Source organism: Archangium sp. (assembly GCF_057119385.1).
Window position 1 is genome coordinate 18,375 of sequence record NZ_DBNGVP010000069.1, and the last position, 22,859, is coordinate 41,233.

The following is a 22,859-nucleotide window of genomic DNA, read 5'->3' on the forward strand; positions in this document are numbered from 1 at the left end:
GCCTACCCGCCACGCTCCTGGACGTCTACCAGGGATGACAGCCCGCCGGCCGTCCTTTCCGGTGATTCCAGCCTGCTGGAGGGGGCCGCGGGCGAGGGCTTCACGGCCACGGCGCGGGCCACGGGCACGGGGCGCCGGGTTCCCACGACGATGCCCATCCACAACAGCAGCAGGGCGGTGCCCGGAATGGAGGAGAGCAGGCCCGTGCCCATCATGGCCGTCCCCCACATCACCAGCACCATGGCCCACATCATCCGCTCGGCCACGAGTGAGCCGCCCTTGCGACGCGGCGGCAACCGGGTGAAGAGCCAGCCGAGGAAGAGAATCCACAGCACCAGTCCGATGAGGCCCTGCTCCATCGCGAGGCGGCCGAACTCGTTCTCCAGGCCATGCTGGGGCCTGGCGAGGTCCAGCAGGAAGAAGGGGATGCTCGTCCCGCCCGCGCTGCCCAGCCCGTTGCCCAGCGGGTACTGGGTGAGGACGTCGAGCATGCTGGTGTTCACGCTCCAGGACACGCGCTCGGTGACGTAGTCGGTGTCCTCCAGCGTGAGGAAGCGCTGGAAGCGGGGGTTGCTCAGGACGACGACACCCACCACCACCGCCAGCGCGCCGATGCTCGCCAGCATCCGCCACGACAGGCCCACGACGAGCAGCACCAGCCCGAGGATGCCCACGAGCTGCACCACCGGGCTGCGCGCCGCGCACAGGAAGATGCCCAGCAGGCTGGCCACCAGCACCACCACCGTGAGGACGCGGCTGGAGGGCCGGCGCTGCCAGCGGCGCACCAGCAGCGGCAGCGACAGCAGCATGGTGCCCCCGTACGCGTGCCCGGTGTTGAAGATGGCGGGGATGCGCAGCGCCCGCTCCGCGCCCACGTCGTTGGACATGTAGAGCAGATAGGTGACGGCGTTGCGCGGGAAGAACGCCTCCACCCCCAGGCGCAGCTCCAGCAGGGCGAAGAGGAAGGCCACGAGGTTGAGCCACAGCACCCACTCGCCCAGCGAGTCCACCTCCTCCCCGGTCAGCTGCGCGCCCATGGCAATCAATGGCAGCAACAGAATGGCCACCCGCAGGCCCACCAACTGGATGAAGAAGTGCTGCGAGTCGAAGAGCGGCGACAGCACCAGGGTGAACAGCGGCCACACCATCAGCACGCGCACCCAGAGCCGCAGCACCTGGCCATCATGGCCGTAGCGCATCTTCCGCTTCCGGCGCAGGAGGATGGCCACGTAGAGGCCCGCCACGGCGCCGTCGAACATGAAGTGCGAGAACCCATCCGGGAAGCGGGCCCGGAGGATGCCGTAGAAGTAGCCCACCAGCAGCACCGCGCCCAGCCCGTGGCCGAGGCTCCGCCGCGTGGCCAGCCACGCCCCGGCGATGGACAGGAGCGTCAGGAGGAGGCCGATCATCCCCTCGCCCTCCGCGCGGCCAGGACCTCCCGGTAGAGGGAGAGCACACGCTCGCCCATGCGGGCCTGGGTGAACTCGGCCAGCACGCGCGCGCGGCCCGCCTCGCCCCAGGCCTTCCGTTGCTCCGGGTGCGCCAGCATCCGCCGCATGGCCGCGGCCAGCGCCGCCTCGTCTCCCGGTGGCACCGTGAGGCCACTCTCCTCGTGGCGGCTGACGAAGGGCACGCCCGAGTCCAGCGCGGTGTTGATGACGGGCAGCCCACACACCAGGGCCTCCAGCTGCACCAGCGCGAAGGCCTCGGCGCGGGTGACGGAGGAGAGCACGAAGGCATCACACGCGAAGTAGAGCGCGAGCAGCTCCTCGTCCCCCAGGTTCCCGAGGAAGTGCACGCGCCCGGCCACTCCGCACGCCCGGGCCAGCGCCTCCAGCTCCGCGCGCAGCGGCCCCTCGCCCACCAGCAGCAGGTGCGCGCCCTCCACCTCGCGCAGCGCGCGGATGGCGTGGTCGAAGCCCTTGTAATAGACGAGCCGCCCCACCCCCATCAGCAGCGGGGCCCCACCGTACCGGGCCCGCACGGCCGCGGCCGCCGCCTCGCGCGCGGGCGTGCGGACGAAGCTCGACACGTCGATGCCGAAGGGCACCACGTGGCACCGGTCGCGGTGCGGCCGCAGCGCCTCGGACGTCTCCACGTAGTGGGGCGAGCCCACCAGGATGGCATCCGCGCGCGCCAGCGCCCGCTGCATGAAGGGCCCGTACACCTTGAGCAGCCGTTTCTGGCGCACCACGTCGCTGTGGTAGGTGATGACGAGCCCGTGCCGCCTCGGCCGCACACTGCCCAGGTACCCCATCACCGCCATGGGGTGAGGGAAGTGCATGTGCAACAGCTCGTACCGGCGCCGCGACAGCTCCAGCGGCAGCGTGGGGTTGAGCGAGGTGGAGGCCACCTTCACCAGCTCGGCGCAGCGGGTGACGGGCACGCCGTGCACCACCTCGCGCACGGTGCGCGGCTCCGTGTTGGAGACGAGCACCTCCAGCTGCACGCGGCCCTTGAGCTCCTCGCACAGCCCCGACAGGTGCGTCTCCATGCCGCCCCGGTAGGGTGCGTAGTACTTGCCCAGCTGGAGGACCTTCATCACCGGTCGTCCTCAGGAGGTGGAGCGCTGCTCGTCCCGCTCGTTGCCGTAGCCCCGGTAGCCATAGCCTCCATAGCCGTAGCTGTCGGGCCCATACCTGCCGCCCTTGAGGTCCGCGTGGTTGAGCAGGGCGCCGATGACGCGGGCCTTCACGTCCCGCAGCGCGCGGATGGCCCGCTTCGCCTGCTCGCGCTGGGTGGTGCCCGCCTTGAGCACCAGCAGGATGCCGTCCGTCTGTTTGGAGAGGACGAGCGCGTCCGAGACGGGCCCCAGCGGCGGGCTGTCCAGCAGGACGCAGTCGAAGCGCTCGCGCAGCTTGCCGAGCAGCTCGGAGAAGGCGCGCGTGTGGAGCAGCTCCGCGGGGTTGGGCGGCAGCGGCCCGCAGGGCAGCACGAAGAGGTTGGGCACGTCCGTGGACTTGATGGCCCCATCCAGCGAGCCCTCGCCCACCACCAGCGAGCTGACGCCCCTGTCGTCGGGCACGCCGAAGGCCTTGTGCAGGCGCGGCCGGCGCATGTCCGTGTCCATGAGCAGCACGCGCGAGCCCGTCTGCGCCATCACCATGCCCAGGTTGATGACGACGGTGGACTTGCCCTCGGAGGGCCCGGCCGAGCTCACCACCACCGTGCGGAAGGGCTTGTCCGGCGACATGAAGAGCAGGTTGGTGCGGATGGCCCGGCACATCTCCGCCGCCTGCGAGCGCGGGTGGCGGTGGATGTACAGGTCCGCCGGTCCCCCGTCCTCGGGCTTCAGGGGAGGCATGGCGCCGATGAAGGCCAGCCCCAGCCGCTCCTCCACGTCCGCGCGGCTGGCCACGCTCGCGTCGAGCAGCTCCAGGCCCAGCGCCACCGCCACGCCGCCCATCAGCCCCAGCAGGAAGAAGAGCATGAAGGCGCTGCGCGTGTTGGGCCGCACCGGCACCGGGTTGGGCAGCGCCGCGTCCAGCACGCGCACGTTGCTGGTGCGCAGCTGGCCCGACAGCTCCAGCTCCTTGAAGCGCTTGAGGACCATGTCGTACAGCCGCTGGTCGTTCTCCGCCTCGCGCCGCAGCTTCTGGTAGGCGATCTCCTTCTCCGTCAGCGCGAAGGCCTCGGTCTTCGCCTGCTCCACCCGCTGCAGCAGCGTGCGCTCGTTGGCCTGGGCCGCCGCCAGCTGCGTCTCCGCGCCCTTCACCAGGTTCTCCAGGCTGCGCCGCAGCTCCTGCTGCAACACGGCCAGCTTCCCCTGGCACTCCTGCATCTTCGGGTGCTCCGGCAGGTAGCGCTCGGCCAGCTCCACGCAGCCGGTGCGCTGCTCCAGCACCTTGTTGCGCAGCTCGCGCAGGGCGCCCTCGTTGGCCTCCGGCAGCCCCTCGGCCCAGTGCTCCGCGTCGGGGCTCGCGCTCTTGCGCAGCTGGCGCATGGCGTCCACCCGCGCCTGCAGCGCCGCCATCTTCGTGCGCACGGCGATGAGCTCCGCCATGTAGCTGTCGTAGGCCAGCTTCGCCGTGCTCGGCTGCTGCTGCCCGTCCTTGCCCGGGGCGGACAGCGAGAGCACGTCCGCGCTGCGCTTGAACTTGTACAGGTCCAGCTCGCTGGTGCTGGCGCGCGAGCCCAGCTCGCCCATGCGCTCCTCGAGCCAGACGCTGGCGCCCTCGGTCGTCTTCAGACGGAGGGCGAGGTTCTCCGCGATGTAGGCGTCCGCGACCTCGTTGGCCAGCAGCGCCGCGCGCTTGGGGTCCACGTCCTCCACGGCGATGCGCACCACGCGCGAGTTGGTGGAGGGGATGACGGTGATGCGCGAGCGCACCATGGACACGGGGTCGGCCGCGGCCATGGCCTTCTTGCGCGCCTCCTCGTCCTGGATGCCCGCCACCCCGAGGAAGGCCGCGTCGTTGCGCAGGCCCAGCCGGTCCACCACGCGGGAGGCCACCGCGCGCGAGGTGATGACCTCGCTCTGCGTCTGGTAGTACTCCTTGTTCGCCCAGTAGTTGCCGCGCTCGTCGCCCATGACCTCCTTCACCTCGGTGTCCAGCACCCGGGGCGCGGCGACGTCGATGATGAGCGAGGTGTTGGCCGTGTAGATTTTCGGCTGGCGCAGGGTGTGGAACAGGCCCACCAGCATCACCCCGGCCATGACGCCGAGGATGAGCCACTTGCGGCGCCAGACGGCGTGGACGTATTGCATCACGTCCAGCGACGGCTCGGGGGCGTCGGGGGCTTCGTTCGAAGTCTCTTCCACAGCGGGTCAGACTGCCCCGGGGAGCCTGGGGGGTCAATCTTCGCGGACTCGCTCGCAAGCCCTCCTGCCACGCGGTGCACACGTGCACGAGCACCCGCGCCCGGCGTGTGGTAGTCACCCGGGCGTGAGCCAGTCCCTCTCGTTCGTCATTCCCTTCACCCCCGCGTCCGCCGCGGACGCCTCCCGCTTCGCCCACAACCTCGCCGCGCGCGGCACCGAGGTCATCCTCGCCGGGGACGGGCCGGTGGACGCGCCCGCGAGGCCCCACGTGCATGTGCTCTCCGGGCTGACTGGAAAGGGAGCGGCCATCCGGGCGGCGCTCGGCCGGGTGACGGGGGACATCACCGTCCTGCAGGACGCGGACGCGGCGTACTCGCTGGAGGCCTGCGAGGCGCTGTGCCGGCCCATCCGCGAGGACGCGGCGGACGCCGTCTTCGGCAGCCGGCGGGTGCCGAAGCTGGACGCGGAGCAGCTGGCGGACAAGGCCCTGGGGCATGTCACCCGCTTCGTCACGGACGTGTCGCTGGAGGATCCGCTCTGCGGCCAGCGCGCCTTCCGCACCGAGGCCCTCAAGTCCGTGTCGCTCACCAGCGACGACGAGTCGGTGGACGCGGAGATCGTCGTGAAGCTGTCGGCGCAGCTCTACCGGCTGGCGGAAGTGCCGGTGACGCTGGACGCGGCGCCCCGGCGGCCGCTGGGCGCGCAGCTGGCGCGGCTGCGCACGCTCATGCGCTACGCCACGGTGCAGAACGACGCGGACAACCAGCACGAGGGCTACACCACGCTGGAGCGCATGGACGGCGCCAACAACTACAACGCGTGGCTGGGCCAGCGCTTCCGCGAGCACCTGGGCCGCCGGGTGCTGGAGATCGGCGCTGGCATCGGCACCATCACCGAGAAGCTGGAGCCGGGGCTGGAGCTGCTCATCGCGCTCGAGGTGGACCGCTTCTACGTGGACCGGCTGAAGAACAAGTTCCGGGGCCGGCCGCACGTGCGCCCGTACCTGTCGGACGTGGCGCTCGCGGACTGGGAGTCGCTCAAGGCCGAGCGGCTGGACACCATCGTGCTGTCCAACGTGCTGGAGCACATTCCGGACGATGCCTCGGCGGTGCGCCGCTTCCGGCAGATTCTGCCCGTGGGCGGCAAGGTGGTGGTGCTGGTGCCGGCGCTGCCGCAGCTCTTCGGCTCCATCGACGAGGCGGTGGGGCACCACCGGCGCTACACGCCCGAGGCCCTGCGCCAGGTGCTGGAGGGCAACGGCTTCCAGGTGGACACGCTCGAGTGGATGAACCTGGTGGGCATTCCGGGCTGGTTCATGAACAGCCGGGTGATGCGCCGCCGCTCGGTGCCGAAGCTGCAGCTCAAGGTGTACGACCGGATCGCTCCGCTCTTGGCGAAGGCCGAGAGTCAGGTGAAGCTGCCGGTGGGAATGAGCCTCTTCGCGGTGGCGCGCGCCACTGGAGGTGCCGAGTGAAGAAGATCGAAGCCATCATCAAGCCGTTCAAGCTGGACGACGTGAAGGACGCCCTCCACGAGGTGGGCGTGCACGGACTGACGGCGGTGGAGGTGAAGGGCTTCGGCCGGCAGAAGGGCCACACGGAGCTCTACAAGGGCGCCGAGTACGTGGTGGACTTCCTGCCCAAGGTGAAGGTGGAGGTGGTGGTGGACGACGAGATGGTGACGCGCGTGGTGGACGCCATCGTGCGCGCGGCCCGCTCGGGCGCCGAGGGGAAGATTGGAGACGGGAAGATCTTCGTCCTGCCGGTGGACGAGGCCGTGCGCATCCGCACGGGGGAACGGGGCAGCGACGCGCTGTGAGGTACGCGGTACTCGTAGCGCTGTACGTGCTGCTGTTCCCGTACCACCCGGGCCTGCGCTCGCCCAACGAGCTGTGCCGGCTGTGGCAGACGCGCGCGCTGGTGGAGTACGGGACGCTGGACATCAACCGGGCGCTGAAGGACTTCGGTTACGTCGGGGACCTGTCGGTGAAGGACGGGAAGTACTACCCGTCCAAGGCGCCGCTGCTGTCCTTCGCCGCGGTGCCGGTGTACGCGGCGCTGCGGGCGTGGAGCGGCGGCTTCCTGTACGCGGTGCGCGAGGTGCCGCTCGTCTTCTTCAGCCGGTTGTTCCTCACGGTGCTGCCCACGCTGGGGATGTTGTGGCTGGTGCGCCGCTTCCTGGTCGCCTACGTGTCCGCGGCGGTGGCGGACGCGGTGACGGTGACGTACGGGTTGGGCTCGCTGGCGTTCAGCTATTCGCTGCTCTTCATGAGCCACCAGACGACGGCGGTGCTGCTGTTCGGCGGCTTCTACGCGCTGTGGCGGCTGGCGCGCGGCGAGTGGCGTGAGCGGGGCTACCTCGTGGCCGGGGCCTGCGCGGGCGCCACGGTGGCCGCCGAGTACACCGGTGCGCTGGGTGTGCTCGGGTTGATGCTGTACGCGGTGCTGACGGTGCTGTGGCGCGAGGAGCCGATGCGCGCGCGGTGGGTGCGCCTGGGCCGGGGCGTGGGGCTGGCCACGCTGGGGGCGCTGCCCTTCGTGGTGGGGCTGATGCTGTACCACCAGGCGGCCTTCGGGCACCCGCTGGAGACCGGGTACAAGCACCTCAACGACGCGGCCTACCAGCCGTGGCACCTGGGCGGCTTCCTGGGCATCCGCTACCCGGACCCGAGGGCCTTCGCCCTGTCCTTCTTCTCGCCGCTGCGCGGGCTGTTCACCCTGTCGCCCTTCCTGCTGCTCGCGCTCCCGGGAGTCTGGGTGCTGCGGCGCGAGGCCCGTGGCAACGGGGAGATGCGGGCGCACCTGTGGCTCGTGGTGGCGCTGCTCGCCGGGTACACGTACTTCACGTCCTCCTTCTCGTATGACTCGTGGGGCTGGACGACAGGGCCTCGTCACCTGACGGGGCTGGTGCCCTTCCTGCTGCTGCCCGCGGCCCTGGTGCTGGAGCGGTTGAGGACCTCGGGCCCCCCGGTGCTCGCGGGCGCGGCCGCGGCGCTGTGCACCGCCTCCATCGTGTTCACGGGCCTGGCCACCTTCGTCAACTACGTGCCCGATGACGTGTCCAACGTGGTGCTCGGACTGGCCGTGCCCCTGTTGAAGGCGGGTTATCAGCCTCCGAATGCGCTCAACGTCCTCGGCATCTCCAACCCGGAGGCCGGCGTGCTGCTGCTGGGCCTGCTGCTCGGCCTGGCGGTCTGGGTGTTCGCGCGGTTGGGGCTGAGCGGGACGGGGAGAGCGGCCATCCTGCCGCTGCTCGCGGGACTGGCGACGCTGGCGCTGCTGGTGGGCGTGCAGGCCGCGACGGTGAAGCACCATGACGCGGATCGGGGCGCGGTGGGATTTCTCGAGAAGGTGTGGCTCGTGCCGCCGGGCCGCACCCTGGATTTCTAGCTCCGTGCTGACAACGTACCCAATTTCCCCTCGCCCTCCGGGAGAGGGAATATCCGGCCACTTCCCTGGATAGGGATTCGCTCCCATGACGCAGGCAGCCTCCTCACGTCTCTCGCGGTTCCGGATTCCGCCCCTGCTGCTGTTGCTCGCGGGCTTCTGGCTCACATTCCTCGCCACCTCCTCGGGAGGCTTCGAGAGCAGTGACGCCGAGCTGCGGCTCGCCTTCCGGATGCACCTGATGCACCGGTTCGTCGCCCTGGCCGTCTCGGGTACGCTGCTGGTGCTGACGGCCCTGCTCATGGGGCGGGCCTTCCGCCAGTGGCGGCGCGCCCCTCCGGCGCACGAGGGCGGTGAACTTTCACTGGCCGCTGACGTCCCGCCCAGCCGACACTGAACCCCCGGCCCCGCGCCGTCTTGTCCTCCCGAGGAGCCCCCCACGATGAAGACCCGTCTCGCCCTGCTGCTCTCCCTGTCCCTGGCCACCATGGCCCACGCCAACGACGAGACCGTCGCCGAGGTCTGGACGGCCAGGTGCAAGTCCTGCCATGGGCCGGATGGCAAGGCGCAGACCCAGATGGGGAAGAAGGAGGCCATCGTCGACATGTCCCAGCCGGCCTGGCAGCAGGCCCAGACGGACGCCGACATCCGCGAGGCCATCGCCGACGGCTCCCCGCGCAACAAGAAGATGAAGGCCTACAAGGACAAGCTGACCCCCCAGCAGATCGACGCCCTCGTCGCCTACATCCGCGGTTTCAAGAAGGGCTGATTCCCCTTCGGGCCAGGGGTGAATATCCCTGCCGCACGCGCCGTCCCCCGTGACAGGAGGTATTCCCCCATGCGTCTCTTCACCCTCGCCCTCGTTTCCCTGCTTGCTTTGGCCCGCCTCGCCAGCGCGCCGCTCCCGGCCCTGGCCGGCACCGAGGCCTGGCGCTCCGAGTCCGCGCTCCGGGACGGAGGCAGCGGGGATGACGACGACGACGACGATGATGACCAGGACGACGATGACGAGGATGTCCGGGCCCTGGGCTGAGTAGGAGGTTGTAGGCCCGGGAGCCGGAGTGCCTGTCGCCAACCGGCCTTCTCGCTCTTCCGTTGACCTACACGGGTCCGGCTCCTAATTACCGGGGGGGCGCTCCAGGTCGCCCCTCGGATGGACACTCCTTTGACGCAGAAGCTCGGTGGGGAGGCGCTCGGCGTACCTCCCGTGGCAGGGGACCCTTTCGCCCGGGTGCTGGAGTTGCTGCGCCCGGGGCAGCGCGTCCGCACGCAAGGCCTCCAGGGAGCCGCTCGGGGCCACGCGCTCGCCCGGCTGACGCGCACCCTGAAGGCGCCACTCGTCTGCATCGCCACGGACGAGGAGGCCGCGGATGCCCTCGCCAGTGACCTCGCCTTCTTCCTCGGGGGCAAGGGCACGCCCTTCGAGCCCCACGTCCTGCGCCTGCCAGCCGACGAGGTGCTCCCCTACGACGAGCTGTCCCCGGACGCGGACGCCGTCGCGGACCGGCTCGGCGCCCTCTTCCACCTGAGCCAGGGCACGCGCTTCCCCGCGCTCGTGCTGTCCATGCGCGGCCTGCTGCGCCGGGTGTTGCCCACGCAGGTGATGAAGGAGCTGTCCGAGCGCATCCGCGTGGGGCAGGACTTCGATCGCGACGAGTTGGCGCGGAAGCTCGCCAACATGGGCTACCAGAGCAGCCCGCTCGTGGAGGACCTGGGCACCTTCTCCGTGCGTGGCGGCCTCATCGACGTCTTCAGCCCGCTCTACGAGAAGCCCGTCCGCATCGAGTTCTTCGGCGACACCATCGAGTCCATCCGCGCGTTCGATCCGGAAACGCAGCGCACGGTGGACACGCTCGAGGAGATCATCCTCCTGCCGGCGCGCGAGGTCATCTTCTCCGAGCAGACGCGGGTACGCGCCGAGGCCGCGGCCCGCGAGGTGGCGGACCGCATCAATATGCCCACCACGAAGCTGCGCGAGCGGCTGGATGCCATCCGCGAGGGCCTGCCCGGCTTCGGCCTGGAGGGCCTGCTGCCCGGCTTCTTCGAGGGAGGCCTGGGCACGCTCTTCGACTACCTGCGCCAGTGGCACGCCGAGCCGCTCTTCTACCTGGACGACCCCATGGGGCTCGAGCGCGTGGCCGAGGAGCTGTGGGCGGAGGTGGAGCGCTCGGCCGCGGCCGCCGACGCGGAGCAGGAGCTCACCTATCCGCCGCTGGAGCACTTCCTGACGCGCGAGCAGGCGGAGCAGCAGCTGAAGGCCTTCCGCGTGATGGAGGGTGGAGGCCTGTCGCTCACCCAGGGCGAGGCGCCGCCGGTGCTCTTCCCCTTCGGCACGACGCAGGACGTGCGCGAGGCCATCCTGGCGCACCACGGTGAGGAGGGTGCGCTCACCCCGCTCATCGATCGGCTCCAGCGCTGGCGGGACACGCGGATTGCGTGTGCGGTGGCCTGCGGCAGCCTCAGCCAGGCGGACCGGCTCAAGCGCCTGCTGTTGGACCGGAACGTGATGGTGCGCGTGCACACGGAGCCGCTGGAGGACGCCTCCAAACTCTTCGAGCCCTCGGTGTACGCGCACCTCTTCACGGGCGAGGTGAGCCACGGCTTCGTGGATGGCGCGGGCGGCATCGCCGTGCTCTCGGACGAGGAGATCTTCGGAGCGCGGGCGCGCCGGAGGCAGAGACGCTCGAAGAGCCTGGATGCGTTCGCCTCGGGCTTCAAGGACCTGAAGGAAGGGGACATCATCGTCCACACCGACTTCGGACTGGGCCGGTACGCGGGCCTGACGAAGATGCAGGTGAACGGGGTGCCCGGGGACTTCCTCGTCCTGGAGTACGCGGGCAAGGACAAGATCTACCTCCCGGTGAGCCGCATGCGGCTCATCCAGAAGTTCACCGGTGGGGACCCCACCAAGGTGGCGCTGGACAAGCTGGGGACGACGTCCTGGGAGAAGACGAAGAAGCGGGTGAAGGAGCAGCTGCTGAAGATGGCGGCGGACCTGCTCACCATCGCGGCGGCGCGGCGGGCGCACGCGGGCCACGCCTTCAGCGCGCCGGACCGGTACTTCGCCCAGTTCGAGGCGGACTTCGAGTTCGAGGAGACGCCGGACCAGGCCAAGGCCATCGAGGACGTGCTCAACGACATGCAGAAGTCCGAGCCGATGGACCGGCTCGTCTGCGGTGACGTGGGCTACGGCAAGACGGAGGTGGCGATGCGCGCCGCCTTCAAGGCCACGCTGGACCGCAAGCAGGTGGCGGTGCTGGTGCCCACCACGGTGCTGGCGCAGCAGCACTACCTGTCCTTCAAGAAGCGCTTCAAGGACTACCCGGTGGTGGTGGACGTCATCTCGGGGATGAAGAAGCCCTCCGAGGTGCGGGAGATCCTCAAGCGCGCGAAGGAAGGCAAGGTGGACATCCTCATCGGCACGCACAAGCTGCTGGGTGGGGACGTGGCCTTCAAGGACCTGGGGCTGCTCGTGGTGGACGAGGAGCAGCGCTTCGGGGTGAAGCACAAGGAGCAGATCAAGAAGCTGCGCGCGCTGGTGGACGTGCTGACGCTGTCGGCGACGCCGATTCCGCGCACGTTGCACATGGCCATGTCGGGCGTGCGCGAGATGAGCATCATCGCCACGCCGCCGCAGGACCGGCGAGCCATCCGCACCTTCGTGTTGAAGTACGACGAGCAGACCATCAAGGAGGCCGTCGAGCGGGAGATCGCCCGTGGTGGCCAGGTCTTCTTCGTGCACAACCGGGTGGAGTCACTGCCCTCGATGGAGGAGACGCTCAAGCGGCTGCTGCCGAACGTCTCCGTGGGCGTGGCGCACGGGCAGATGGGCGAGGGCCAGCTCGAGAAGGCGATGCTGGAGTTCACCGAGAAGAAGCACCAGGTGTTGCTGTGCACCAGCATCATCGAGAGCGGCATCGACATCTCGAGCGCCAACACGATGATCGTCAACCGGGCGGACACGTTCGGCCTGGCGCAGCTCTACCAGTTGCGAGGGCGCGTGGGCCGCGCGAAGGAGCGTGCGTACGCGTACCTGCTGGTGCCGACGCGGCGGGTGGTGACGAAGGACGCGCAGCGGCGGCTGGAGGTGCTGCAGCGCTTCACCGAGCTGGGCGCGGGCTTCTCCATCGCGAGCCATGACCTGGAGATTCGCGGCGCGGGCAACCTGCTGGGCTCCGAGCAGTCGGGCTCCATCTCGGCGATTGGCTTCGACCTGTACGCGCAACTGCTGGAGGAAGCGGTGGCCGAGGTGCGGGGCGAGCCGCCGAAGGTGCAGATCGAGCCGGAGATCACGATGCCGATACCGGCGCTCATTCCGGACGACTACGTGCCGGACGTGCACCAGCGGCTGGTCTTCTACAAACGCTTCAGCCAGGCGAGCAATCCGGACGAGGTCCAGGACCTGCGCTCGGAGCTGGTGGACCGTTTCGGCGAGGCGCCGGACGAGGTGGACAACCTCTCGGAGCAGACGCTGCTGAAGATCGACATGAGAGATCTCCGGCTGCGTGCGCTGGAGGGAGGCCCGGGCCGGCTGGTGGTGACGCTGGGCGCGGACGCGCTGCTGGACGGGATGAAGGTGGCGGGCCTGGTGCAGCGCTCCAAGGGCGTCTACCGGCTCACCCCGGACATGAAGCTGGTGGTGAAGCTGGGCGCCGAGGTGCGGGGCCCATCGCTCATCGCCGAGGCCCGGAAGGTGCTGCGCGACCTCCACACCTGCGCACTGCCGGAGGCGTGACGGCTTGGAGGTACTGGGGCAGGATGCCAGCGCCTTCGGGCGCATGGCGCATCAGCAGCGGTAGGGCAAGGCGAGCCCTGACGAGGCTCCTCAGCAGTGGAGGCACACTTCGATGTCGGTGAAGATGATGCGGGTCCAACGGCTCGAGTTGACCCACTTTCGTGGCATCCGACACCTCACGCTCGACTTCCCCGAGAACGTGACAGTGCTCGTTGGGGTGAACGGAGCAGGCAAGACGTCGATTCTCGAAGCACTCCGTGCGTCCCTTGCGCCTCTATTACAGACGGTCAAGGTGATCAGCGGGAATAAGCTAGAGCTGCGACATGTGCTCCAGGAAAGTTATATCAACCAGGGTCTGCTAGACCGCGAGCTGTCACGCCACCTCCAGGAGAGTGATATCCAGGTTGGACAGAAGGCTTTATCTCTCGCTGTCGATGCGCGCACGGATGGTGGTGACTTGACATGGAGCATCAAAGGGCAAGCAACCTTCCCTGGAGAGATTGCGCTGGGCGGTAATTGGAACGAACTCGCCGGGCTTACCTCGAAGTTGGCTGCTGATGTGTCCGTTGAGCCGCTCACCGCAGTTCCGCTCGCCATCTACTATGCCGCCGGGCGCGGTGCGAATCGAGACGAGCCGCCCTCCAAAGAGGGAGACGTCCAGAATCAGCTCGCCGCTTACGAGCATGCTCTCACCGGGTCCGGTCTTTCCTCTGCTTCAGCTTTCGTTTCCTGGTTCCGACGGCGCGAGGACTATGAAAACGAAAAGCGGCTTGATGACGCAGCGTTCCGAGATTCTCAACTCCAGGCCGTGCGACGTGCTGTTGAGGAATTGTTGCCCGGATTCAGTGCCCCTCGTATACGACGGCAGCCCATGCACATGGTCGTCCGCAAGGGCGATACAGAAGTCGATATCAAGCATCTCTCGGATGGAGAGCGATACCTGCTGACCCTGGGCGCGGATATCGCCAGGCGGCTAGCCCTGGCCAACCCCGCAGCCGCTCGACCCGAGTTGTGCAGCGCGATCGTCCTCATCGATGAGATCGAGACGCATCTGCATCCCTCCTGGCAGCGCCGGGTCGTTCCAGCCCTGGCACGTACATTTCCCCATTGTCAGTTCATCATCACCACCCACTCACCGCAGGTATTGAGCGAAGTCCGTCCTGAGTGCATCTACCTTCTTCGTCATGAGGAGGGTGAGCTCCGCGCGATGCGTCCCGATGCCTCGTTCGGCCGCGATTCCAACCGCATCCTCGAAGACCTCATGGGTGTCGACGAGCGTCCGAGTGAGATCAAGCAGATGCTGAGCGACTACTTCCATCTGATCGATCAGGGAAGAATGGACGAAGCCCGCTCACTCCGGCAAGAGCTCGAATCGCGCATCGGCTCGGATGAGCCCGAGTTCACTCGAGCCGACGCCATCATACGCACCCGGGAGTTGCTCTCCCGATGAGACCTATCATCAAGGGCACCGAGCCAGCGGAGTTCGCGGCTTGGAAGAAGCGCAAAGCTACTCATAAGCAGCCTCCTTGGGATAGCACCGAGAAGGACTGGATGGAAGCCAGGTCCCAGGTCAAGGAAGCACTCCTGCACGAGCAGGGCTTCGTCTGCTGCTATTGCGAGCAGCGTATCGAGAGTACGAATTCGCATATCGAGCACCTGGAGTCACGCCACACTGCCCCGAAGCGCGTTTTCGACCACACCAATCTCCTGGCTTCCTGCACCAAGAAGAGCCACTGCGGCTCGCTCAAGGGAAGCAGTGCACTTCGAGTGCACCCGCTCATGCCGGATTGCCGGGAGCACTTCGTCTTCACCAGCAATGGGAACGTACGGCCCACGGACAATCCAGCGCGCCGGTCGATGGCCGAAGAAGCCATCAATGTCCTGGGACTGGGCATCAGCACGCTGAATGCTCAGCGAAAAAGCGCCATTACCGGTTTCACCCAGGCATTGAACGGCATGGATCCAGAGCAAGCACGCGAGGCCCTGTCGCACATCGATACACGTGATGAGCAAGGGCGGAATGTGCCCTTCGCGAGCGCAATCCTCTCTGTGTTCCCGTTCCGCCCACCTGCACCCGCCACTCCCAACACGTCCTCGGACTGAGATAACCCAGGGGCACCCTCCGGGCGCGGTCTCGCCAGAGTTGGTCGGGTAGACCGGGGAGTTACCTCCCCGGCCCCCCACGGATCCGGACGTGCGGAATTCCCGCATCCGGCTCTTCGGCTCATGGACTCACTGCGAGCGGAAGCCCATCTCGCACCCTGCGCTGGACGAGCTCGCTTCTCTCGCCAGCTTCGCTATCCGCTGGAGTTTCGTTGGTACGGTTGTAGGGCTCGGCGTCCCCGCCATCTTTCCCTCCCTCGGTTCCATGTTCCGGTGCCCCCTTCCCTCCACGGGGTCCGCCCGGGTGCGTTCCCCCGCTTCCTCGGTATTACGAGGCACTCCGACTTCCTGACGACCCTCCCGCCCGGCTTCGTTTCCTTCACCGGCGCGGTACCACCGCCTCCCGTCCTTCGCTCCCCAGGGAGTCGGGTGCTCATCTCCCTCGGGCCTGGGCTTTTCTCCGGTTGCCCTCCGGCCTCTTGACGTGGAGTCGTCAGGACCTCCCAGGTTCCTGGAGAACCCTCTTGTGCACGTGCCCCGCTCTTCGACCCCGGCGAGATTTCAGGGCCTGGCCGATTGCTGCCCTGCAATGCTGCCTTCCGTTGTTGGAACGACGTCGGCTCTCGCGACGAATCCAAGCTTTCGGGGCTCAATCACGCGGCCCGCACACTCGCTGTCTACGCTTCGCGGCCCGGGTCTCCCCGGCACCACGCAAGACTCGCTTCCGGCTGGCGGCCTCCTTTGCCGGGCGGGGTTTGAACCCGCAGGGTCCCTTCGTGAAGTTTCCGCTCCTACATCGCTTCCTCCTCACCCAGGCTTCGCCTGGCGCACTCCTACTGTTGGACAAGTTCGCGCAATGCGCGACCGGAGGCGGAGGTCACGAAGGTCGCCGCGGGCACGGTCCGCCCCAGTTCCTCCGGGTTGAGGCGGAACCAGCGCGCCACGAGCAGCACCTCCTGCGCCTCGTGGGCCCGCAGGCCGATCGTCGCCGGCTCCGGCCGCTCGAAGACCTCGCCCACCGTCGCCTCCAGGGCGAGCCGCTCGTGCGGCGTGCGCGGAGCGGCGGACTCGGCGCGCACGCTCCCCCGGCGGATGACGTAGGCACGGTCCTCCCCCTCATGTCCGGGCACCGTGTACACGAAGGACAGCCGCTCCACGAACCGGCCAATCTCGAGCAACTCGGCCTGCACCCGCTCCAGCGTCTCCGCCCGGTCCCTCAGCTCGGCGGCGTACTCGAACTGGAGGCGCCGGGACGCCATGCTCATCCGCTCGCGCAACAGGGCCAGGGGCTGGTCCGTCAGCCCATTCAGGAAGTCCCGGGTCTGATCGATGCGCGCCATGTACTCGGTGCGCGTGCAGCCCCCGGCACACGGCGACAGGCAGCGCCCCACCTGGCCTCGCATGCAGCGCGGATCCTCCTTCAACCGGAAGAGCTCGATCTGATCCGCCAGCCGCATGGGCGTGTCCGAGGAGCAGTCGCGCAACTCCAGCAGATCACCCACCGCCCGGACCGCCGCGGTGGCACCCTGCCGGCCTCGAAGCGGACCGAAGTACTCGGCCCCATCGTTGATGACGTGGCCCACCACCAGCAGCCGAGGCACGGGCTCGCGGGTCAGCTTGATGAAGCACAGCGAGTTGTCCCGCTTGTGCTGCACGTTGAACGGGGGCCGCCAGCGCTTGATGTGCCGGAACTCCCGCAGCAGCGCCGCGAACTCGCTCGGCTCGTAGTCCCACTCCACCCCGTGCGCGTGCCCGATGATCTCCGCCCCCTTCTCCCCTCGCTGCGCCCGGAAGTAGGAGAGCAACCGCGTGCGCACCTTCACCGATTTGCCCACGTAGAGCACCTCTCCCGACGGGCCCCGCATGCGGTAGACCCCGGGACGGTTCTCGGCGCGGGCGCGGACTTCCTCGCGGAGTTGTTCGAGACGGCTGGCGCTCATGCGGCGAATGACCCGGTCGCATCACCCGGGGCCGCTCAGCCTATAGCGCTCACGCGCAGCGCACGCGGGCGCGCCGGTCCTCCCCGCGATGTACGGCCGCGAGGCAAGCGGCGGAGCCAGCGCTCACCGCGCGAATCGCTGGGCAATCTCCAGGAGCTCGGTGATGTCGAAAGGCTTCTGCAGCACCGTGGCGACCGACGGATGCGACACGACCGAGCCGCTGATGGCCACCACGGGGACCTCGGCCAGACCCAACCCGGTCCTCAGCTGCTCGAGGAAGGCCCAGCCATCCAGCCGGGGCATGTAGAAGTCGAGCAGCACCAGGCCCGGCCGCAGACCACCCGACAGCAACTCGAGCGCCTGGGCGCCATCCATCGCGCAGGTCACCTGGTAGCCCTCCCCGGCGAGCACATCCTGGATGATCTCGCGAAGGTCGGCCTCGTCCTCGACCACGAGGACGACGGGAGAAGGAGCGGGCATGTCTGCGCGTGACTAGACCAGCAGGTGCTCGGGCAACAGGGAACATCCGCCCGGTCCACCCCAGAGCATCCGCCGGTTGCTCAGCACTCGTCGAACATGGCGCGCACGACCCGCCACACCAACTGCACGTCCCGTCCGGAGCGGTTGGACAGGAAGTCGCAGAGCTCGGCGACCCGGTCGGACTTCTCACGCTCGAAGGTCTGGAACAGCGTCTTCAAGGAAACGTCGAGCCCCTCCGTCAGCTTGGACAACGTCTCGAGCGAGGGGGAGAACGCCCCCCGCTCGATGCGCCGGATGGCGTCCACCGACAACCCACTGCGCTCCGCGAGCTGCTCCTGGGTGAGCTTCTGTTCGGTCCTCAGGCGGCGCAGGTGGTTGCCAAAGCGGAGGTGCAACTCGACACCATCCGCCAGCTTGTTCTTCTCATTCTCCATACCGGGCGGATGATTGGGAGCGCCCCTCACGATGTGAAGGGCGGATGTTCACGGGTGGACCCCGCATTCAGGCTCGGCGTCGCAAAATCCACCCGCACCGGCTCAGTTCTGGCCGAGCTTCTCCTTCATCCGCGCGATGCCCTTCTTGTAGGCGTCGTGGTCCTTGTGGCCCAGCGCGGACTGGAAGTTCTCCAGCGCCTCGGCCCACTTCTCCTCGCCCTCGTACACGCGGGCGATGTTGTAGAAGGAGCTCGCCTTGATGGTGGCCGCGGCCTTGCCCGACGCCAGGGCAATGGCCTTGCGGTTGGCCCACAGCGCCTCGGCGTTGCGGTTGAGCTTCTGGTACGCCAGCCCCAGGTTGCTGTACGCCTGCCCGTGCTCCGGGTTGTTGGCGATGGCCTCCAGGTACAGCGACACGGCCTCGTCGAGCTTGCCCTCGTGATAGGCCTTCTCGCCCTGCTTGTTCAGCGTGTCCGCCAGGCGCGTCTGATCCACCGACACCTCGGGCACGGACTGGAAGCCGCCGCCCTTGATGAGGCCCTGCATGAACGAGCCCACCTGGCCGCGGTCCTTCACGTCGGTGAACTTGTTGATGTCGTAGAACTCACCGTTGTCGCCAATGCCGAACACCACCCAGACGTTGCCCGCCTTGCCCCGGGGCGGCGTGAAGGTGCGCACCAGCGAGGAGCCCACGTAGACGAACACCTTCGCCTGGCTGACATTGGAGAGCGTCGTCGAGCCCTGCTTGTCGCCCTCGGTGTAGTTGTGCACGGCGTAGAGGTACTTCACGCCGTTCTTCTTCTTCTCCAGCGTGACGGTCTCCGGGCCGTAGCTCGTCGTGTCGTCCACGTCCAGGTTGGCCAGGTCCCCCTGCTTGGCCGAGTAATAGACGTGGGTCGAGGGGTGGACCAGGTGCGAGTCCAGATCGCTCGGCTGCGCGCCCCAGTTGAGCACGATGCGCATGCCGTCCAGGTTCTGGAGCATCACCGGGCTGATGGCGTACGACAGGCCATCGCACGGGCACTTCACCACCAGGTTCGAGTACCCGTCCTTCTTGACGATCAGGCTCACCGAGCTGTCATCGGCGCCACCGAAGGGCTTCTCGAACCGCACCGTACCGTCCGCCGCCGTGGTGCCCTTGACGGACGCCTCGCCATTCTTCTGGGCGATGACCTCCGCTCCGGCGATCTTCTGATCCTTCACCGTGGCGCTGAGGATCTGCACCTTGATGCCATCCGCCGCCAGCGCGGACACCGGCACCGCGCACCCCAGAGAGAACGCCAACGCGAACATCCGCTTCATGTCTGCTGCCCCCGAAAAGAGAAGTAAAGCGGGGGCAGTCTACGGGCCTCCCGGTGGAGCGTTCAAATGCGGACACGCTCCGTCCCGGGGCATGCGCTCAGGGACTCACTGGTCATCGCACGGCGTGCCCAGGCGGGCACCGGTGTAGACCCCCAGCTCGTTGTAGATGAGCGGCAGGTTCTCATCGACGGGCACCGGGCGCAGCTCGGTCTTCTTCTTGTTCTCCATCCACGTCGCGGGGACCGCGCGGTCCAGCAGCAGCCGGAGCTCGCCCTTCTTCGTGGCGAAGATCTCTCCCTCCGAGTCGGAGACGATGTCCGTCATCTTCTGCTGCTGCAGGTTGCCCTTGGGGCCGATGGAGACGCGGAAGCTCCGCTCCTGGCCCGGCTGGAAGCCGCGCTCCACCAGGTAGTAACGGCCCTGCTGATCACGCAGCAGCGCGTAGGGCACGTACTTCTGCGGGTTGGGCTCGATGGTGGCCTTCTGCATCAACTCCTGGGCCTTCTCGGACTCGACCAGCGCGAAGGGGATCGTCCGATCGCCGCAGCGGACCGCGCAGGTCTGCTTCTCGTCGCTCAGCTCCACCTCCGAGTACACGCGCATGTCGAGCCCGCGGAACGAGGGGTTCATCGTCTTGTTGAAGAAGCGCGGCTCGAGGAAGTGGTAGCCGGAGAGCACCCAGGGCGGAGGCGCGACCTGGGCGAACTTCTTGCCGTCGCCGTAGGCCAGCTGCACCGTCTGCGTCTCGTGGGGCATCACCGCCACGTAGTGGCCCTTGTTGTCCGTGCACACGCGGATCTTCTCCAGGCGCAGCCGCTCGGAGAGCTTCTCGCCCTGGCCCCGCGCGGACTCGAGGTTGTCCGGGAAGTACTTCGTGGCGAACTCCTCCTGGTTCGCCGCGTCCTTGGCGGTCGTCCAGGCGACACGGCCTCCCTGCACCTCCAGCTTCAGGGCGTCACCGAAGCGGCAGGAGACCTCCTTCACCTGGGCCTGGATGGCCTTCTTGCCCTCGGCCGTCGCGCACAGCTTCTCCAGGGCGGTGAACGGGCTCTCGCAGTAGGAGGCGATGCTGTACGTCTTGATCAGCTCGTCCGGGATGCTGTTCCAGTCGATCGCCACCGCCGCCGAGGTGCCGCACGCGGTGTTCATGGACTTCACCGGCTCGGCGAGCGCCTTCTCGGCCTCGGCCGTCTCGGCCTTGCGGTCGAACGCCATCAGTTTGGTGAGCGTGCCATCCGCCTTCTGCTTCTGGTGGAGCGCGTACACCTCGTCGCCCTTGAGGGCCTTGGTGCGGTCGTCGTCGTAGGACACCGTGATGCCGTCACGCTTGCCGGGCAGGTTGAGCGTGTAGCTCCGGGTTCCTCCGCGAGCCGAGCGCACGATGAGGGTGGAGAAGCTCCGGCCCCGGATCTCGGTGGTGTAATAGACGTAGTCGCCCGTCTCGTTCACGTCGTAGGGGAGCACCTTGCCATCGAGCTCGTTCCCCGTGCCCTGCACGCGCAGGAGGGCCTTCTTGCTCTCCACGGGCGAGAGCGGAACGACCGCCACCAGTTCCCCTTCCCGGCCGGAGAACACCTTCCCCGCTTCCACGGGCGCCGCCGCCCGGGCGGGGACTGAAGACAACACTCCTACCGCGATGAACATCGCCAGAACGGCTCTCACATGTGCCTCCTGTGGGGTGCGCCAGGGCCCGCGCAGGGCGGGCGAGGGCGCTCAAAATTTAGAGACGTCGTGTCCAAGCGCCTCACAGAACGTGATGAGCTGCTTACAGTCGTCCTTGGACAACATCTTCCGCTCACTCCCACCGCGCAATGCACTCTTGGCATTGCCGATGTCCCCCTTGCGGCAGTAGGCCCGCGTGAGCACAGAAAACGACGCGGGGGTGATTTTTTGCCTCTGGCTGGACTGAGCGAGACGAATCGCCTCCTGGGCGTCACCAGAGGCGAGCGCGCGCTCCGCATCCTGGAGTTTCTCGCGTACCTCCTCCGGCAGGGCCTCCATCGCAAACGGGCGCGCAGACTGCTTGCTCTTGGTGGCCACGGCCGCTTTGGGTTCGGAAGCCTTTGATGCAGGAGATTCGGCTGAGACGACAGGTTGGGTCGCAGCTACGGGCTGGGTCGCGGCTACAGGCTGAGTCGCAGCGACGGATTCGGGCTCGGCCGGGGCCTTCGGCTCCGCAGGAGCCTCGGGAGCAGGCTTCGGAGTGGGGTGCTTCGCCGCCACTGGTGCGGGCGTGCCGCTCTCGGGAGTGGCACCGGGCCGGGTCGCGAACCATCCGCCCAGGGCCCCGAGTGCGAGGACCAGCACGGCCCCTCCCGCCATCACACCCATCCCTGGTCCCGAGCGAGCCAGGGCAGTCGGCGGCGCGGTGACCTGGACGGCCGAGGGCACGGGGAGCACGGCTGGAGCAGGAGACGCGGGAGCCGGACTCGCCGGTGGCGGCTGCACCACGGGAGCCGGGATACGGGCCGTGGACGAGGGCACATGCGTCGCGGCGAGCCCGACCTCATCCGCCCCGTCGGCCGGCGCGGGGACCGGCTGCATCGGGAAGCGGGCGGTGGACGAGGGCACATGCGTCGCGCCAAGCCCGTCATCCGTCGCGGCTGCGGCGGGAGCAGGGAAGCGGGCAGTGGACGAGGGCATGTGCGTCGCGCCAAGCCCATCATCCGCACTGGCGGCCGGAGCTCCGAAACGCGCCGTGGACGCGGGCATGTGCGTCGCGCCAAGCCCATCATCCGCCGCGCCAGCGGGCACGGAGGCCGCACGCGACGAGGAGAACGAGGGCACCGCCGCTCCGGCGAGCGACTGGAGCGGGCTGCCGGTCAGCTCGGTGATGAAGGTGCCCACATCCGGGTAGCGGTCCTGCGGGCTCTTCGCGAGCGCCTTCTCCACCGCCCCGAGCACCCGTGAGGGAAGGTCCGGGCAGAGCGAGGCCAGGGGCTCGGGCTGCCCGTGGACGATGCGGAACACCACCTGAACGATGCTGCCACCGTCTCCGGCGAACGGCGGCCGGCCGGACAGCAGCTCGTAGACGATGCACCCGAGCGCGAAGATGTCGGTGCGAGCGTCCACCTCGCTGTTCTTCCCCAGGGCCTGCTCGGGCGCCATGTACTGCGGCGTGCCGATGAGCACGGCCTCCTGCGTCTGGAGCGTCTGCGAGTCCAGCATCTTCGAGATGCCGAAATCGAGCAGCTTCACCCGCTCGGACACCACGCCCCCGGAGTCGGTGGGCACGAGGAACACGTTGGCGGGCTTGAGGTCTCGGTGGACGACTCCGGCGCGGTGGGCCGCCTGCAGCGCCGAGCACACCTGCCGCGTGATGGAGAGCGCCGCGTCGACCGGCAGCGGACCTCGCGACAGCCGCTGCTCGAGGCTCTCGCCGCGCAGGTACTCCATCACCAGGAAGGGCGTGCCGTCCTGCAGCGTGTCGAAGTCGAGCACCTCGACGATGTTGGGATGGCCCAACTGCGAGGCGATCTCCGCCTCGCGGCGAAAGCGCGCATAGAGCTCGGGATTGAGGCTCGCGCTGTTCAGGAGGACCTTGACGGCCACCTGCTTTCCCGGGAGCCGGCGGTGCCGGGCCAGGAAGACCGCGCCCATCCCTCCCTTCCCGAGCAGCGAGGTGATCTCGTACGTGTCCCGCAGGACCGTGCCCACGCGAATGTCACTGGCAGCCGGTTGAGTCATGGGAGGCATCGGGCCGGACAGGCGGCCCGG

Annotated in this window: 18 protein-coding genes; 9 read left to right on the plus strand and 9 right to left on the minus strand. The window is 68.2% G+C overall.

The window, feature by feature from the left end:
- Window positions 1-2: 2 nt before the first annotated feature.
- From AC16DP_RS16025 to AC16DP_RS16035, 3 genes are read right to left on the minus strand one after another with little or no spacing between them, the layout of a single operon-like run.
- The gene (locus AC16DP_RS16025) at window positions 3-1,409 is read right to left on the minus strand and encodes a hypothetical protein (protein WP_483956758.1); all 1,407 of its coding nucleotides are present in this window, start codon (window positions 1,407-1,409) and stop codon (window positions 3-5) included.
- Window positions 1,406-2,542 (minus strand): glycosyltransferase, encoded by a 1,137-nt coding sequence (locus AC16DP_RS16030; RefSeq protein WP_483956759.1) that lies wholly within the window; start codon window positions 2,540-2,542, stop codon window positions 1,406-1,408. The genes AC16DP_RS16025 and AC16DP_RS16030 overlap by 4 nt, the downstream gene beginning before the upstream one ends.
- Before the next feature lie 12 nt (window positions 2,543-2,554).
- Complete coding sequence (locus AC16DP_RS16035; protein WP_483956760.1) at window positions 2,555-4,762, minus strand: GumC family protein; 2,208 nt, start codon at window positions 4,760-4,762, stop codon at window positions 2,555-2,557.
- A 124-nt stretch (window positions 4,763-4,886) separates the two neighbouring features.
- Between AC16DP_RS16035 and AC16DP_RS16040 the strand changes: the two genes are divergently transcribed.
- From AC16DP_RS16040 to AC16DP_RS16080, 9 genes are all read left to right on the plus strand, one after another.
- Window positions 4,887-6,236, plus strand: a complete 1,350-nt coding sequence (locus tag AC16DP_RS16040) for a methyltransferase domain-containing protein (protein ID WP_483956761.1) — start codon at window positions 4,887-4,889, stop codon at window positions 6,234-6,236.
- The gene (locus tag AC16DP_RS16045; protein WP_483956762.1) at window positions 6,233-6,580 is read left to right on the plus strand and encodes a P-II family nitrogen regulator; all 348 of its coding nucleotides are present in this window, start codon (window positions 6,233-6,235) and stop codon (window positions 6,578-6,580) included. Before AC16DP_RS16040 ends, AC16DP_RS16045 begins: the two co-directional genes overlap by 4 nt.
- A complete protein-coding gene (locus AC16DP_RS16050; protein WP_483956763.1) occupies window positions 6,577-8,151 on the plus strand; it encodes a hypothetical protein in 1,575 nt (524 codons plus the stop codon). The genes AC16DP_RS16045 and AC16DP_RS16050 overlap by 4 nt, the downstream gene beginning before the upstream one ends.
- 85 nt (window positions 8,152-8,236) lie before the next feature.
- Window positions 8,237-8,545, plus strand: coding sequence for a hypothetical protein (locus AC16DP_RS16055; protein WP_483956764.1), 309 nt, complete (start codon window positions 8,237-8,239; stop codon window positions 8,543-8,545).
- 45 nt (window positions 8,546-8,590) lie between these two features.
- Window positions 8,591-8,917: a c-type cytochrome gene (locus AC16DP_RS16060; protein ID WP_483956765.1), complete on the plus strand. Its 327-nt coding sequence runs from the start codon at window positions 8,591-8,593 to the stop codon at window positions 8,915-8,917.
- A 69-nt stretch (window positions 8,918-8,986) separates the two neighbouring features.
- Window positions 8,987-9,181, plus strand: a complete 195-nt coding sequence (locus AC16DP_RS16065; protein ID WP_483956766.1) for a hypothetical protein — start codon at window positions 8,987-8,989, stop codon at window positions 9,179-9,181.
- 120 nt (window positions 9,182-9,301) lie between these two features.
- A complete protein-coding gene (gene mfd, locus AC16DP_RS16070; protein WP_483956767.1) occupies window positions 9,302-12,883 on the plus strand; it encodes a transcription-repair coupling factor in 3,582 nt (1,193 codons plus the stop codon).
- A gap of 112 nt (window positions 12,884-12,995) precedes the next feature.
- Window positions 12,996-14,333 (plus strand): AAA family ATPase, encoded by a 1,338-nt coding sequence (locus tag AC16DP_RS16075; RefSeq protein ID WP_483956768.1) that lies wholly within the window; start codon window positions 12,996-12,998, stop codon window positions 14,331-14,333.
- Window positions 14,330-14,986 carry a retron system putative HNH endonuclease gene (locus tag AC16DP_RS16080; protein ID WP_483956769.1) on the plus strand — a complete coding sequence of 219 codons (657 nt, stop codon included), beginning with the start codon at window positions 14,330-14,332 and terminating at the stop codon, window positions 14,984-14,986. Before AC16DP_RS16075 ends, AC16DP_RS16080 begins: the two co-directional genes overlap by 4 nt.
- An 833-nt stretch (window positions 14,987-15,819) precedes the next feature.
- Here AC16DP_RS16080 and AC16DP_RS16085 read toward each other — a convergent pair.
- The 6 genes from AC16DP_RS16085 to AC16DP_RS16110 all read right to left on the minus strand — a co-directional run bounded on the left by AC16DP_RS16085 (window position 15,820) and on the right by AC16DP_RS16110 (window position 22,829).
- Window positions 15,820-16,926, minus strand: a complete 1,107-nt coding sequence (locus AC16DP_RS16085) for a nuclease (protein WP_483956770.1) — start codon at window positions 16,924-16,926, stop codon at window positions 15,820-15,822.
- A 123-nt stretch (window positions 16,927-17,049) separates the two neighbouring features.
- Window positions 17,050-17,406, minus strand: a complete 357-nt coding sequence (locus AC16DP_RS16090) for a response regulator (RefSeq protein WP_483956771.1) — start codon at window positions 17,404-17,406, stop codon at window positions 17,050-17,052.
- 80 nt (window positions 17,407-17,486) lie between these two features.
- Window positions 17,487-17,840: a helix-turn-helix domain-containing protein gene (locus AC16DP_RS16095; protein ID WP_483956772.1), complete on the minus strand. Its 354-nt coding sequence runs from the start codon at window positions 17,838-17,840 to the stop codon at window positions 17,487-17,489.
- A gap of 102 nt (window positions 17,841-17,942) precedes the next feature.
- Window positions 17,943-19,142: a tetratricopeptide repeat protein gene (locus AC16DP_RS16100; RefSeq protein WP_483956773.1), complete on the minus strand. Its 1,200-nt coding sequence runs from the start codon at window positions 19,140-19,142 to the stop codon at window positions 17,943-17,945.
- A 105-nt stretch (window positions 19,143-19,247) separates the two neighbouring features.
- On the minus strand, window positions 19,248-20,804 hold the full coding sequence (locus AC16DP_RS16105; RefSeq protein ID WP_483956774.1) for a hypothetical protein: 1,557 nt from the start codon (window positions 20,802-20,804) through the stop codon (window positions 19,248-19,250).
- Window positions 20,805-20,855: 51 nt separating this feature from the next.
- The gene (locus AC16DP_RS16110) at window positions 20,856-22,829 is read right to left on the minus strand and encodes a serine/threonine-protein kinase (RefSeq protein ID WP_483956775.1); all 1,974 of its coding nucleotides are present in this window, start codon (window positions 22,827-22,829) and stop codon (window positions 20,856-20,858) included.
- Window positions 22,830-22,859 lie beyond the last annotated feature (30 nt).

What these genes read in the sequence shown, in the direction of transcription:
- AC16DP_RS16100 (WP_483956773.1), bottom strand. Translation starts at nt 19,142, where the DNA reads ATGAAGCGGATGTTCGCGTTGGCGTTCTCTCTGGGGTGCGCGGTGCCG.
- mfd (WP_483956767.1), top strand. Translation starts at nt 9,302, where the DNA reads ATGGACACTCCTTTGACGCAGAAGCTCGGTGGGGAGGCGCTCGGCGTA.
- AC16DP_RS16080 (WP_483956769.1), top strand. Translation starts at nt 14,330, where the DNA reads ATGAGACCTATCATCAAGGGCACCGAGCCAGCGGAGTTCGCGGCTTGG.
- AC16DP_RS16065 (WP_483956766.1), top strand. Translation starts at nt 8,987, where the DNA reads ATGCGTCTCTTCACCCTCGCCCTCGTTTCCCTGCTTGCTTTGGCCCGC.
- AC16DP_RS16060 (WP_483956765.1), top strand. Translation starts at nt 8,591, where the DNA reads ATGAAGACCCGTCTCGCCCTGCTGCTCTCCCTGTCCCTGGCCACCATG.
- AC16DP_RS16085 (WP_483956770.1), bottom strand. Translation starts at nt 16,926, where the DNA reads ATGAGCGCCAGCCGTCTCGAACAACTCCGCGAGGAAGTCCGCGCCCGC.
- AC16DP_RS16030 (WP_483956759.1), bottom strand. Translation starts at nt 2,542, where the DNA reads ATGAAGGTCCTCCAGCTGGGCAAGTACTACGCACCCTACCGGGGCGGC.
- AC16DP_RS16095 (WP_483956772.1), bottom strand. Translation starts at nt 17,840, where the DNA reads ATGGAGAATGAGAAGAACAAGCTGGCGGATGGTGTCGAGTTGCACCTC.
- AC16DP_RS16110 (WP_483956775.1), bottom strand. Translation starts at nt 22,829, where the DNA reads ATGACTCAACCGGCTGCCAGTGACATTCGCGTGGGCACGGTCCTGCGG.
- AC16DP_RS16075 (WP_483956768.1), top strand. Translation starts at nt 12,996, where the DNA reads ATGTCGGTGAAGATGATGCGGGTCCAACGGCTCGAGTTGACCCACTTT.
- AC16DP_RS16090 (WP_483956771.1), bottom strand. Translation starts at nt 17,406, where the DNA reads ATGCCCGCTCCTTCTCCCGTCGTCCTCGTGGTCGAGGACGAGGCCGAC.
- AC16DP_RS16055 (WP_483956764.1), top strand. Translation starts at nt 8,237, where the DNA reads ATGACGCAGGCAGCCTCCTCACGTCTCTCGCGGTTCCGGATTCCGCCC.
- AC16DP_RS16025 (WP_483956758.1), bottom strand. Translation starts at nt 1,409, where the DNA reads ATGATCGGCCTCCTCCTGACGCTCCTGTCCATCGCCGGGGCGTGGCTG.